Below are 13,279 nucleotides of genomic sequence, written 5' to 3' on the forward strand. Positions count from 1 at the left end.
CACGCACAGCAAAAAGGGGCCGTCCTGTACAGGAACGGCCCCTTTTGCTTGCCCGTTTTTTAGCGACCTTCCAGCAACTCGGCGGCTTGATCCAGCAGCGCCAGCGGATCCTTGGCTTTATGGATATCCGCCGACAGCAACTGACGGAAGCGTCGCGCGCCAGGGAAGCCCTGACCCAAGCCCAGAATATGCCGCGTGATGTGATGCATCGAACCGCCCGAGGCGATATGCGCAGCGATATACGGCCTTAGCTGCTCCAGCACCTGCGCACGGGTGATAACCGGCTCTGCGCTGCCAAACAGTTGCTGATCGACCTCCGCCAGCAGATACGAGTTGTGATACGCCTCACGGCCCAGCATCACACCATCAAATACCTGCAAATGTGCGTGGCATTCCTCCAGCGTCTTGATACCGCCGTTAAGGACAATCTCCAGCTCCGGGAAATCAGCCTTCAACTGAGCTACAACGTCATAGCGCAGCGGCGGGATATCACGGTTTTCTTTCGGTGAAAGCCCTTCCAGAATCGCGATACGCGCATGCACCGTAAAGCTTTCGCAACCGGCATCACGCACCGTGCCGACAAATTCGCACAACTGCGCGTAGCTATCACGGCCATTGATCCCGATCCGGTGCTTGACCGTCACCGGAATCGACACCGCATCGCGCATCGCCTTCACACAGTCGGCGACCAGCACCGGATGAGCCATCAAACACGCGCCAATCATATTGTTCTGCACCCGATCACTCGGGCAGCCGACATTCAGATTCACCTCGTCATAACCCGCCGCCTGCGCCAAACGCGCACACGCCGCCAAATCCGCAGGCGTACTGCCGCCCAACTGCAATGCCAACGGATGCTCAGTATCGTCATGCCGCAAAAACCGCTCGGCATCCCCGTGCAGCAAAGCACCGGTGGTGACCATCTCGGTGTACAACAGTGCATGTTTGGACATCAGCCGCAGGAAGAAGCGGCAATGGCGGTCAGTCCAGTCCATCATGGGCGCCACACTGAAGCGGCGGGACAGCGCAGGGCTTGATTCTGCTGGGCTACAGCTGTGTTTATCTAGCATTTTATTCAACGTGTTCTGGGCGTGTTTTGGGGCGTTTTCAGGCGTTTTTGGGGGCTCGGTGGTACGATGTACCACTCAAAAACTGACGCGTACCACTCTCGATATGGCGACCATCAGGGCAAGAAAACTGGCAGATGGGACGGTGAGCTATACGGCTCAGATCCGCATCAAGCGCGACGGAGTGCAAGTCTACCAAGAGAGCCAGACTTTCGCCCGTAAACAGGCCGCCCAAGTGTGGGCGCGTAAGCGCGAGACGCAGTTGGATGAGCTTGGTGCGCTACTGTATGAAGAAGTATCGGGCGGGTTTTTATGAGCTGGCAGAAAACCTCTGGTCGGGATAACCAATGGATATCTTGTGTGTGCTAATTATTGTGGCTACATTAATTCTATGCAGATTACTTATGATCCAGCTAAAGATGCACGAAACGTTGAAGAGCGTGGACTCTCATTTGCCCAGGTTTGGGACTTTGAGTGGTCCACCGCTTTGATCGTGGAAGATGATCGATTCGACTACGGCGAGTGCCGATATCGGGCTATGGGGTTCATAGGTGATCGACTGCATGTCGTGGTGTTTACCCCTCGTGGTGATGCTGTCCATGTCATCAGTTTTCGTAAAGCCAACAAACGGGAGGTCAAAAGCTATGACCAAGAAACTGAATCCTGAGAGGGTCGATACGGTAAACCCAGAATGGTCGGCCGAAGATTTCGCCAAGGCCAAGCCAGCTAGCGATGTGTTGGCGGGGTTGTTTGGCAACGCCCAGGCAAAGGAAATGCTCAAACCGAAGCGCGGACGGCCAAAGTCGGCGACCACCAAAGAGCACGTCAATGTTCGCCTTGATTCGGACGTACTGGCTCAATTCAAGGCATCAGGTCCTGGTTGGCAAACCCGGATGAACGCCGCATTGGCTGACTGGCTTAAAACACATAAACCTGATGAGTTGAAGGCATAAGCACTGGATAAGATTTCACCAGCGCCTGTGAGGTTGCTGTGTGATTAATCAACGTCATCGCGCTACTGAGCCGCCCATGAGGCTAATGCTGTTCACTTAAGCGGAGCAGCTTTACGATCCACCGGAAACCGGGTCTTTGATATCTTCACCGTCCTGGGCCTTGAAGGCCTCGGGCGGTGATTCAGAAACATCCCCCCAACACCCGCCCTAAGCTCCGCCAATCGTCTGCCCGTTGCAGAAATCGGATTGGCTGCGGCCATCACGATCAACTGAACGGCGATGTATTGGCAGGCTGGCTTGAACCGGATATCTGACGGTGCTCGACCAAAAGCCACTGCAGCCTGGCTCGCCTCACGGCGGATTACGTTGTAGGCAAGCAACAAGCCCCAGACCTCCTGATAAACCAAGTCGATCTTCTTGCTGCGCAAGGTCATTGCGTTCTGCTGCATCGAGCTTTTGATATCCCTGAACCCCAACTCGATTTCCCATCGTTCCTGATAAAGCTTGGCGACGGCATTGGTGCTATACGTGGCCGCTGGCAGCGATGTCATGACTGTTTTCAACTTGCCCTGCACTTCGTAATTGACCCTCCGTACCTCCCAGTGAGTCGGCAAGTCTGGATTACGTTTTCTCGCTTGCGGCGACACTTTCATACGCACCAAACGGTCATGTTTCCCGTAGGAACCACTTCTTCGCTGACCAGATTCTTGCGTGCAGGGGTCAGCCAATGGTGGTCAATCCCTTGGCCACTAAGGCGAAGCATCAAGTCGGCACTCCAGAAGCCCTTGTCGAAAAGAGTAATCGAGTGGTCGGAGATCTGCCCCAGAAACTCATCAGCCAAACGCATTTCGCTGCGTCGATAAGGACTCAGTTGAGCATCCAGTATCAGGTGCGAGCGAACATTCATCAGCGCCACCAGACGCAGCATTGGAAAAGGTGTCTGACGTTCGGTCGGTGTATTTCCAGAGCCGAAATGATCGCGCAGTTCGGGCGTACCCGGGGTGCGTAACAGGGCACCGTCCACGGCAAACACTTGCAGACCCTGCCAAGCATCGTCGCTGTAACGCTCAGAGCCCCATTGAATACCGGTTTTGCGAAATAGCCATTCGACAGGATCGGCACCTAGCCGCTTTCGGGCCTCTGTCACACCGCTACGGGCCAGCAGATGATCGGTTGCTAGGCCTTGGGCGCAGATGTTCAGCCGTCTCGCGACCTCATGCACCGGTTCGTCACGAAACAGCGCCATGCCGAGCACAAGCCAGAGCACTTGATCGGCGGGCAAGCGACGTCGTCTGATGGTTGCCTGACTGGAGAGATCCAAGGCAGATGCCACCCACTCAACAGGGATATTTTGAGTGAAGGTACTCAAGTCAGAGAAGTTGAAAAGGTCGCCGAGGTCGAGTAGGTGCTGTTGAACAGACATAAAAAATCCGATGCCAGATATCTGGCATCGGATTTTCTAGGAACCCCGGCTTGGACTCAAATGCTTAAGTGAACAGCATTACGCCCATGAGGCGGCTTTTTGTTATCTGCGAGAAAGGTGCGGGGTCACGATCACAACACGATGATGGAGCCTCGTGAGAGCTGTAAGAAAGGGTAAGGCAGCACCGACTGGATCAGTTGTTTTGGAGTAGACGAGTTTACCCTGGCGCGCGCCGTCGTCCCCCCACCTCGCCTGCGGGCTAAATGGGCCGTTTTTTCTGCACCCCTGCGGACTACTCGCGGTGGGCCAGGCTGGGCGCTTGCCTGGTAATTTGGAGGAGGCAGAAACCTGCGAAACCCTGCGAGGGTGAAGGTTTTGCGCAAAGCTTATAAGCACGCACGGACGCCTGATTTCTGTAAGTGCCACGGGAAAGAGGTAAGTTTTTTTTCGAGGTGGGTGTTATGACTTGGAAGGCCCGTATTTGCTGGGCTAGAGGCCTAACTTTGATGGGTTAGGTTGGGTTAGTTTAAAATTTAGGAGTTCGTAAATCTATGTTTTTAAAAGAATTAATATATTGAATATTTAACAGTTATAAAGGTTAGGAAATAACCATACCTAACCGAAAAGCTAACCTTGTCAAACCCTTTAAAAGCCATGACAGGCAAGGCTTTCAGGGCATCCAGCAAAAAACTAACCTTCCTAACCTCTTTCCCGTGGGTCAACATGAAAACGTGTGATGCCTATATGGGGGGCGCGTGAAGCTCTACTGAATTGCGCATATCCACGGCCTTTACACTCACGTGCTCGCACTCTCGCCCACACAGCGTCAGATGTTGGCGTTTGCAGGCGATGTTGGGATTGGAGCGACAGGTACCCGCGATAATCACCGTGGAGTAACTATGCAAATGTGGCTTCATCGGCCAGACGAGCGCTGTCGCAGGATTTGAGTGGTGTGAAAGTGATAGGGAGAAGGGCTATGACTTGCTACAAGGCATGTATTGCACGAGCTGTTTAGTTTGGTAGACTGACAGAAAACGACGCTAACCTGGTCATAATGAAGGGCAGCAAACGGCCAATAGCAGTCGATCTGCTTGTCTAAATAATATGAAAGACTCATATCAAGCGTGTTTACAAAAAATATAAAATCTGTAAATGCTAAAATATTAAGATGCAGGGCGCAAAGCATTGTCATTGCATCATATTCTTATTAGGTTCGTCTTTTATTTACGAACAGACTTGATGGACGAAAGCGCCTCAATAGCTTCATTAAATCTATCAACGCTCACCAATGAAATAGACGACCTACTTACACCCTTTAGTGTTCGTCGCAGGTAAGCATTACTTTTGCTGACTAAATAGTCAGCGCTAGCCAATTCGTTGTGCATTTCTACTACGGCTGTTCTCGCAGAGTATTTTTCATTCCAAGATCGAATCTTAATACGCTCTACAATGTGGATAACGCCCTTTGGATCGAGAATATTTGAGCCAAGTTCATAGGCTCTTTTGTGCAGCTTTTTTCGGTAAAATGCCATCTCGACATCCGTGAAATCTTCAAGGTCTTTATATATATTCTTTGCTATAAATTCTGGCGCTGCGCCAATTAACCAGCAAACAATAGCCTCGGGCCTCATGGTTTTTAAGTGGCTTTCAATTGAAGATTCAAAGATATCGCAATTAACAATTACTACTTGGCTTTTTGCTTCTGCTAGTTCAGAAATTTTTACAGCTTGAACGCTTACATTGTTAGCCAGAAGGTTTTCTTCACAAAGTTCCACGAGAGTCAGGTATTGACTCAATACATATGACTCTACTTTTTTGGCTATAGCCAAGGTGCTTGCACCAGCACCGCATCCAATTTCGACAACCAGATTCTGCGACCAAAGTTGCTCTGTCATCCAAGAATAATGACCATCACCCGAAATATGCTCAGCATCGACTTTCCATTCTTGAGCGTACTGCTCCTGTGTCATCGGAGTGCCGAGAGCGCTAAATAATATACTCATACTATCGCTGTTAAAAATCTTCAAAATTTATTAAACTCACACAACGCCAAATAATGGCATGGTGCCATTTTTTTGGCTAGATCAAAAAATTAAATCCTGACTATGGATGGGTAGTGAGTATTTCACCCAGTGCTCCGAATGAGCGAAGATAAAGCGCCAACCTTAATTAGGTTGCTCTGACAGATACATCGAATGTCTACCATGGCCGACTGCAGCCATTCGCAACGGGCACTCGGGGTCGATTTGTCGTGAGGGGCAGCACGTCACTGCGTTGAAGTAGTGTTGGTAAAAAGTGGTACAGATTCTTAGTGGGGTTCTACAGCGCTTGTCTTACGAGTGCTGTAGGGTTGATCAGTCCAAACCATCGTGTGTGAGGAGTGCCTAGCACTGGGTGGATGGGGGATCGATTAGCCCTACGCAAACCTAAGTCGTTCAATGCCCGCTTTGCATTTATGCAGGCAGGCAAGAATGTGCTTGGCAGAAAATAGAACCTAAAAAGCTCGCGGTGCTGTATCTTCTACCGAGTTTTGATATCAGTACACAACTTTGTCCTAGGAAGCGTTAAACTTTTAGATATGTGCATAGAATTTCAAACCGTTTTTGGCGGTTAGCTTTCTTTTGGACTCCCTCAGCCGTAAGCCGTCTATATTCTGCGACGAGATCTTTAAATTCATTTGGTGGTGCGGCCTTTTTATCATGCCATTCATACCAAGCCTCAAGTGTTTTGCCAATACCGGATGTGGGATGTTTGATGTTCATGAGATGATTAGTTAGGGTAAAGATAGTGTATGCATGAGTCTTCTTTTGTAATGCCGATTTCAGTGCTGGCGATTCTGCGGTATATTTTCTGATGTCATCAAGGGTTTTGATAGTTGCAGTTATGTCATGCTTCTTGTCGGGGTATTTTTCGTTAAGTAAGTCATAAAATTTATTGATCGATGACTGCGTAGTCTCATCTTCGAATCCCGATCTTATGTAAATAATAAGTGTGCTGGCGAACTGAATATCGCTCATTCGGCGTATTTCTAAGTCGGTGAATGTTCCCCATTCTCGCCAGTGGGGTAGGCTTGCAATTTCAAAAGATGCACTAATAAATTGTCCGTGGAATTCAGCGTGTCGCAACTCTTGGGGGTTTAATGCGTTTGATGTTTTGTTTAATCGAAGAAACATCTTGATTATGTCATCGCGCCCAACGTTTTTGTTTACAAAGCGTACCGATACCTTGTATGACCAAAAATCTTTTTTATGGGAGTCAATCAGGCTGTCAAATTCTTTTCCTCTGTAATCTGCCTTTTTAAACTCGAGGCCAGAATCTGTGAGCTTGAGATTTCCATCTACAAATTGATTAATGGTTCTAATTCTTTGTTGGCCATCTATGATGCTGTAGCGAGTGTCACCAGTTTTGGCATTTGTGTCAGTCTCCCAAAGGTAGATTTCAGGAATTGAGTACCCAAGGAGAACTGTTTCTATTAGTGAAATACGGTCTTTGTTTAGCCAGACGTAGTTTCGTTGAAAAGAATCATCAATATATAAGTTGCCTTTTCGGAACTCATCGAGAATCCATTTGATTGGGCGCGATTCGACAGCGGTGTTTTCAATAACTTTCATTGTGGTGCTCCATCAGTGCGTTGAGGCCTGCTATGTGATATTGCTCAACGTAATTCCAGCTGTCGTAGACGCGATATTCAAGTGTTGTTTTGATCTTGAATTGTTGCTCGAGAATTTTCTTTAACTTTCCAACTCTATTGATCCAGTCTGCAAAGTGAATGTACATTGATGAATCCATATCATCTTCGGAGACGGAAACGAAGTGTCTGAAAATATTCTTTGCAACGTCTGAATAGCTATATTTCTTGCTTTGTTCAATACTATTTTTGTAGTTTAGATGGCTGCTCCAAAGTATATCGAATAGTTCTTTTGATACTACAACCAAATCTATGTCGGAGTCTGGCCTAATACGTGCGAAATTTCTATCGGGGGTTAGCGAGTAGCCAGTCTTTGAACTTCCCACGATGGCGATGTTTTTTGTCGACACATTAAGGGCGTCAGATGCGGCGATTTTAAACTGATGATATTTTTCAGCGTGATCATCCGGGAAAAGCTGCTTTAGCAGAAAGATATTCTCGTCAAGTAATAAGTTGTTGTAAACGTGCTTTGCGCCGTTAGATCTTAGTGTTGTAAGTAGTTCAGCGCTATCCATAGTCTAGTCCAATAAAAAAATTCTCAGCAACCGCAGCGAGGCCAAACCTTGTAGCTTTACCTAGCTATTGGCAGGATTTCTACGAATAATTACATTGGGAATAAAATTTTGCAAGATAAAATGCCACTATTTAGCCATTATTGTGTGCTGAGTGGTACTCAATGATCAATTACGTAGGGCGTCATCCCTAGTTTTAAAGGGCCTTGCGGGTTAGCCCGTATCATCCATCATCAGAGAAGTTGGTTCACGGAGATAAGCAGTCAGCCTAGTCTTTGATTTTTGATTTCTCAGCAAGGCAAGTGCTTGATTGATAAGGCCAGCGTTCTCAGCACTGGTGTCTAATGCTCCACAAATATTCTCACCTGCATCTGTTGCAGCTTGCGCTTCGGCCCACAGTGTAAGTTCTATCACGGAAGCTTCTAAAGCCAGTTGATATTGATAAAATATTTCTTTGACATCACCCAGTGTGTAGTGGCTTGTCATTTTTCTGCCCGCCATGGTTAGTGCAACTTAGAGTCTAAGGTTTGATCTACAGACCAGTCTCAATGGTACAAAAGTGGTACAGGAGAATACGTACTACTAGTTTGAGGCTTTGTTTGCTGGAGAGTAGTGTTCAACCAGTCCAATCCATCATGGGCGCCATAGAAAATCTTCTAGAGAGCTCTGAGCTCTCTACAACTGTGGTTTCAGCGAATATTTCAGTCATGATCTATCGTTCAAAAGTATGCGTTTCCAGCCGCTTTATAGGCTTGATGTACCGCAGTGCAGCAAAGCCCTTAAATGATGAGGACTTAAGGCGAGGCAGGCTGGAATATGAAAGGCTGTGCGCTCAAGCTTCTGCTGAAGCGTAATGGCCGGGAGTTTATCAGGAATCGGAATTGCAATTGACTTAAGTAAACATTGAGCCTGTAGGAGCGAGCTTGTCTCGCGATCTTTTGATCTTCAAAAGCAAAAGATCGCGAGACAAGCTCGCTCCTACAATTTTGTTATGGTGACGGCTGAAATGAGTTTCAAAGCCTATCGAGTCGAGTACCGATGACTATCCAACAGCCTCGCACTATTGAACAATTCATAGGTGGCGCCGCGCTGAGAGCCGACGAGATCGGTGAATCCCCCTGCGATGTTTATAGCTTCAAACGTGGTAACGATCGTTTCTTTCTCAAGATTTGCCCGGCTATCTTGGCACCTACCACGTATAGCGTGTTACGAGAGGCGCGGGTCTTGTCCTGGCTCGCAGATCACCTGAGTGTCCCTGAAGTGGTGGCTGTCGCGGAAAGCGTTGAAGGTGAGTTCATGATTACGCGTTGTGTCGAAGGGCAACCCCTTCAGGCGCGTATCAATGACCCGTCTTCGATCATCATGTTTTTTTGCGAGGCGGTGCGGCAGTTACAGGCTGTGCCAATCCTCGATTGCCCGTTTGATTCAAGTGTTGAAGCGCGTCTGCATGAGCTGGACTATCTGCTGGCACACAACTTGGGCGAGGGTTGTTACAACCTGCAGCAGTGGCCTTACTTGCAGACTCCGCTGGATCTTGTCGCTCACTTGCATAAAACGAAGCCGACAGAGGACCGAGTGTTCAGTCACGGCGATCTGTGTGGGGCCAATGTGTTTGTCGATGCCCATGACACGCTGCACTTCATTGATTTGGGTCGTGGCGGGAGTGCCGATCGATGGTTGGACATTGCCTTTGTTCATCGCTTTTTGCGTAAAGACGTCTCTTTGGGCGTTGCCGGTGAGTTTCTAACTGAGTTGGGCGAGGGAGATGATCCGGCCAAGCGCGAGTTTTTCGAGCAGTTGGACGAATTTTTCTAGAGTTGTGATGAGGGCGCAGGCAAGTAAATGTTCAAAGGCCTGAAGGCTGTATGCCGAAAGACACACAGCCCCAACCTTTTTACTCAGGCAAGTTCATGTGCAACAACGGGAAGGGTCGTCCTTCGCCGTCCAGTGGCGAACGCCCCGTTTGTACGAAGCCGTAGTGCAAATAGAACCCTGCGGCCTGTGGGTTTTGCTCGTTGACATCCACGCTGAGCGTCGCGCGCGACGTGCGGACATGGTCCAGCAAGGCTCGGCCAATGCCTTGGCCATGCTGTTGTGGGTCTACGAAGAGCATTTCCACATGGTTGTTACTCAGTCCAATGAACCCTAGTGGCCAGTCTTCAGTATTTGCCGCGACCCATAGCTCTACGGCGGGCAAGTAGATGTCACGTAACTGCGGGGTCAGTGCTTCGATGTCGGATGGCTGCAAAAAGTCGTGAGTGGCCTGAACTGCGCGCAGCCAGATGTTCAGCAACTGCGGATGGTCCGCAGCGTTACCCTTGCGAATGATCATGAAATCATCCTTCTTCTCTTTAGGTCTGATGATAGGTGCGCCGGGCAGTGGCGACCGATTAAGAGTCGGCTTCAGGTATGACCGCTTCGCGATTTAACGCCTGGGCGGTGCACTTAAGAGGGGCCGAAAAAGAATGGGCGGCCAATTTGCCGGGGCACATTGAAGATGTCAAGAAGGCGAGGGGGACCGGTCGCTACCCAAGCATGATCAGCTCGGCACCCTCTAGCAGCAGCGGACGCACGAGGATCTTGTAGCAATCGGCATCAAATGCCTGGCCGGTGCTTTTCGGCGCCTGTCTGGCTTCAGCTTCCGTGGCGTAGGTGCCGATGTAATGCCAGCCGTCCACGACGTGGTATTCCTCATGTTCACCGTGGCGCTCGTGCAGGGCGATTGCGCAGGGGAAGGGCCAGCGGTGTACGGCCCAGCGGGCAAGCGCGGTTAACAAGCGTTCGGTGTGGGCTGCGTGGCTTTCATCGCCTCTACAGGCGCCCGCGCATTTGCCGATTTGTGCTCTGAAGCAACTGCGCCCCGTAGCTTTTTCGATGCCGAGCAGGCTGTGGCACAGGCGCTGCTCGTCAGCGATCAGCATCAACGCTTCAGTGGCCATGCGCTTGTTGCGGAACAGCCCGTACAACGGGCTGGCGCCGGGCAAGTCTGTGGTGTCGATGATGTCTACAGCACCATCGATGACGCGTATTGAGCACAACCGTCGTTGCTTGCGTAATCGCTTGTTTTTGAGGGGTTGCAGTTCTTTGATCAGGCGCGATTCCAGCAGCAGCGCGCCGATTTCTCCGGCGGTTTGCACATACTCGATTCTTTGCGCTTGGCGCAGCATGCGGGCTTCTTCGGGTGTTCGCAGGTGTGCCAGCAGTCGGCTTCGGATATCGACACTTTTACCGATGTACAGCGGCATCGAGTCGTCTTGCGCATAAAAGAAGTAAACCCCAGGTGCTCGCGGTGCTGCAGCGACTTGAGCACGCAGGTGCTCAGGGTATTCATAAACAGGGGCGAGTGATGCAGGACGTATAGGCATGGTGGTTATAGTGCGGCATAGGTAACGGTATATGACAGCCGCCGGTCAGAATCGCTCCGGTGTGTGCGGCTAGAACCGGTCATGGAACCCGGATAGAGTTGTGCCCAACTGGAACGCAGAAGCTAAAGGACTGCCGATGAATTTGACGCCTGAACACTTTGTCAGCCTGGCAATGGGTAACCCGGTCAACGCTGAGCTCATGGAGCGCTTGCCCAAGCTGGGCGTTGAACAGTGCTTGTTGACGGCGGGGAGCCTGTTTCAGGCGGTCTGGAACCATCGCTCAAACCTGCCGCCGGCGTTTGGGGTTAAGGATTACGACGTTTTTTACTTTGATCAAGACGTGTCCTGGGAGGCGGAAAACGAAGTCATTATCAAGGCACGGCAGCTGTTCGAGGATCTGGGTGTGAACGTCGATATCAAGAACCAGGCCCGGGTGCACCTCTGGTATCCCGAACGTTTCGGCAGGCCTTATCCGCAGTTGTTTACCGCCCGGGACGGTATTGATCGTTATCTGGTGGCCGGGACCTGCGTGGGGATTTGCGCTGACAGCGGCGAGGTGTATGCGCCTTATGGGCTGGATGACATCGGGCAGGGGCTGTTACGCAATAACCCGTTAACCCCGCAGCCTGATTTGTTTATGCACAAGGCCAAAAGCTACCAAGCGCGTTGGCCATGGCTGACGATTATTGATGACAATCTGTAGGCGCGAGCGGTCTTTTTATAGATCAAAAGATCGCGAGCAAGCTCGCTCCTACAGATTGGGTACTTTTTAATTAAGGCGTTATGGGCGCGCGCGGGTGGCTTTGCGCGAAGTGTTTTTCATAGGCCCGGCAAACTCGCAGTACCTGGTCATCGGCGAAGCGTGCGCCGACCACATGCAGGCCTACTGGCAGACCATTGTCGGCCAGCCCGCAGGGCACTGAGGCCGCCGGTTGTTGGGTCAGGTTGAACGGGTAGGTGAACGGGGTCCATTGCATCCAGTCGGTCAATGAGGACTCGGGCGGCACGTTGTGCCCGGCCGCAAATGCGGTAATGGGCAGCATGGGCGAGACCAGAATGTCGTAGCGCTGATGGAAGTCGTTCATGTGCGCGACCAATGCCGCCCGTGCTTCCAGCGCGAAGCTGTATTGCTCAAGGCTGATACGCTCGCCAAGGCCGGCAATCCGTTGCAGCCCCGGGTCCATCAGCTCGCGCTGGGTACTGCTGAGTTGGCCGGCCAAGCGCGCTGCACCGGCAAACCACAGGGTGTTGAAAGTCTCCAGCGGATCGCTGAAACCTGGGTCAACTTGCTCGACATGGGCGCCGAGTTCGGCCAGACGCCCCACCGCTTGGGCCACCACGCGGGCGACCTGCGGATCAACGTCGACATAGCCGAAGTTGGGGCTGTAGGCGATGCGTAAACCCTTGAGATGATCGCTCTGTGCCAGCCAGGGCGTGGTGCGCGGGGCGCCGATCAAACCATCGCGGGCATCGGGCCTGGCCACGGTTTGCAGCATCAGCACCGAGTCTTCAACGGTGCGGGTCATTGGCCCCAGATGCGAAAGGATGGTCATGGAGCTGGCTGGCCATTGCGGTACGTAGCCGAAGGTCGGCTTGATGCCAAATGTACCGGTGAACGCGCAAGGGATGCGGATCGAGCCGCCGGCATCGCTGCCCTGATGCAGCACGCCCAGGTTGAGCGAGGCGGCAGCGGCAGCCCCGCCGGATGAGCCGCCTGCGGTCATCCGGGTGTCCCAGGGGTTACGGGTGATGCCATACAGCGGGTTATCGGTGACGCCTTTCCAGCCGAACTCGGGGGTCGTGGTCTTGCCCAGCAAGACCGCGCCTGCCTTGCGCATAAAAGCACTAAAAGGCGCGTCAATCTCCCATGGACCTTTCGCCGTGGTGGTGCGTGAACCTTTGCGCGTAGGCATGCCTTGAGTCAGGGTCAGGTCTTTGATCGAGGCCGGTACGCCATCCAACGCACCGCAAGGCGTGCCCTTCAACCAGCGCTGTTCAGATGCCCGGGCCGCTTGCAGCGCGCCTTGCGGGTCAACATGGCAGTAGGCGTTGACTGCCGGGTTGTAGCGCTCAATGCGCAGCAGGGCATCCTCGGCCACTTCCACTGGAGAGAGGCTTTTATCGCGGTAACGGGCCAGCAGTTCGACGGCGTTCATCTGGCCGATGTCAGGTGTATTACTCATGATTGTTTACCTCCTGAATTCATAGAATAAGCGCAACGCTTGAAACGAGAGGCAGAGAGCCAGCCACCGGTAGAATCCAGGCTCTCAC

The 13,279-nt window shown here is 51.4% G+C and carries 12 protein-coding genes and 2 pseudogenes; 5 read left to right on the forward strand and 9 right to left on the reverse strand.

The window, feature by feature from the left end; translation table 11 throughout:
• Positions 1-59 precede the first annotated feature (59 nt).
• Entirely contained in the window at positions 60-1,070 is a 1,011-nt protein-coding gene (gene dusA, locus GHO41_RS20325; RefSeq protein ID WP_153434482.1) for a tRNA dihydrouridine(20/20a) synthase DusA, read from the reverse strand.
• A gap of 103 nt (positions 1,071-1,173) precedes the next feature.
• Between dusA and GHO41_RS20330 the strand changes: the two are divergent.
• From GHO41_RS20330 to GHO41_RS20340, 3 genes and pseudogenes are all read left to right on the forward strand, one after another.
• Positions 1,174-1,350, forward strand: a pseudogene (locus GHO41_RS20330) (site-specific integrase); the annotation flags it as partial.
• Positions 1,351-1,458: 108 nt separating this feature from the next.
• Positions 1,459-1,734: a BrnT family toxin gene (locus GHO41_RS20335; RefSeq protein ID WP_153434483.1), complete on the forward strand. Its 276-nt coding sequence runs from the start codon at positions 1,459-1,461 to the stop codon at positions 1,732-1,734.
• Positions 1,712-2,020, forward strand: a complete 309-nt coding sequence (locus tag GHO41_RS20340) for a BrnA antitoxin family protein (RefSeq protein WP_153434484.1) — start codon at positions 1,712-1,714, stop codon at positions 2,018-2,020. Before GHO41_RS20335 ends, GHO41_RS20340 begins: the two co-directional genes overlap by 23 nt.
• A 92-nt stretch (positions 2,021-2,112) precedes the next feature.
• Here GHO41_RS20340 and GHO41_RS20345 read toward each other — a convergent pair.
• The 5 genes and pseudogenes from GHO41_RS20345 to GHO41_RS20365 form a co-directional block, all read right to left on the reverse strand.
• Positions 2,113-3,443 (reverse strand): annotated as a pseudogene (locus GHO41_RS20345) (IS4 family transposase).
• A gap of 1,220 nt (positions 3,444-4,663) precedes the next feature.
• A complete protein-coding gene (locus GHO41_RS20350) occupies positions 4,664-5,446 on the reverse strand; it encodes a hypothetical protein (RefSeq protein ID WP_153434485.1) in 783 nt (260 codons plus the stop codon).
• A gap of 561 nt (positions 5,447-6,007) precedes the next feature.
• Positions 6,008-7,054 carry a DUF262 domain-containing protein gene (locus tag GHO41_RS20355; protein WP_153434486.1) on the reverse strand — a complete coding sequence of 349 codons (1,047 nt, stop codon included), beginning with the start codon at positions 7,052-7,054 and terminating at the stop codon, positions 6,008-6,010.
• Positions 7,041-7,646 carry a hypothetical protein gene (locus tag GHO41_RS20360; RefSeq protein ID WP_153434487.1) on the reverse strand — a complete coding sequence of 202 codons (606 nt, stop codon included), beginning with the start codon at positions 7,644-7,646 and terminating at the stop codon, positions 7,041-7,043. The genes GHO41_RS20355 and GHO41_RS20360 overlap by 14 nt, the downstream gene beginning before the upstream one ends.
• 210 nt (positions 7,647-7,856) lie before the next feature.
• The gene (locus tag GHO41_RS20365; protein WP_256678812.1) at positions 7,857-8,129 is read right to left on the reverse strand and encodes a hypothetical protein; all 273 of its coding nucleotides are present in this window, start codon (positions 8,127-8,129) and stop codon (positions 7,857-7,859) included.
• A gap of 552 nt (positions 8,130-8,681) precedes the next feature.
• On the opposite strand from GHO41_RS20365, the gene GHO41_RS20370 reads away from it, so the two are divergent.
• Positions 8,682-9,458: an APH(3') family aminoglycoside O-phosphotransferase gene (locus tag GHO41_RS20370; protein ID WP_153434488.1), complete on the forward strand. Its 777-nt coding sequence runs from the start codon at positions 8,682-8,684 to the stop codon at positions 9,456-9,458.
• Between the two features lie 79 nt (positions 9,459-9,537).
• Here GHO41_RS20370 and GHO41_RS20375 read toward each other — a convergent pair whose 3' ends face one another.
• Both GHO41_RS20375 and cho read right to left on the reverse strand, forming a co-directional pair.
• Entirely contained in the window at positions 9,538-9,975 is a 438-nt protein-coding gene (locus GHO41_RS20375; protein ID WP_153389791.1) for an acetyltransferase, read from the reverse strand.
• 193 nt (positions 9,976-10,168) lie between these two features.
• Positions 10,169-11,008 carry an excinuclease Cho gene (cho, locus tag GHO41_RS20380; RefSeq protein ID WP_153434489.1) on the reverse strand — a complete coding sequence of 280 codons (840 nt, stop codon included), beginning with the start codon at positions 11,006-11,008 and terminating at the stop codon, positions 10,169-10,171.
• Positions 11,009-11,144: 136 nt separating this feature from the next.
• Between cho and GHO41_RS20385 the strand changes: the two genes are divergently transcribed.
• Positions 11,145-11,711 (forward strand): nucleotidyltransferase family protein, encoded by a 567-nt coding sequence (locus GHO41_RS20385; RefSeq protein ID WP_153434490.1) that lies wholly within the window; start codon positions 11,145-11,147, stop codon positions 11,709-11,711.
• A gap of 70 nt (positions 11,712-11,781) precedes the next feature.
• On the opposite strand, the gene GHO41_RS20390 is transcribed toward GHO41_RS20385, so the two are convergent.
• On the reverse strand, positions 11,782-13,191 hold the full coding sequence (locus tag GHO41_RS20390; protein WP_153434491.1) for an amidase: 1,410 nt from the start codon (positions 13,189-13,191) through the stop codon (positions 11,782-11,784).
• Positions 13,192-13,279 lie beyond the last annotated feature (88 nt).

It is taken from the genome of Pseudomonas sp. FSL R10-0399, from assembly GCF_009600165.1.
GTDB lineage: Bacteria > Pseudomonadota > Gammaproteobacteria > Pseudomonadales > Pseudomonadaceae > Aquipseudomonas > Aquipseudomonas helleri.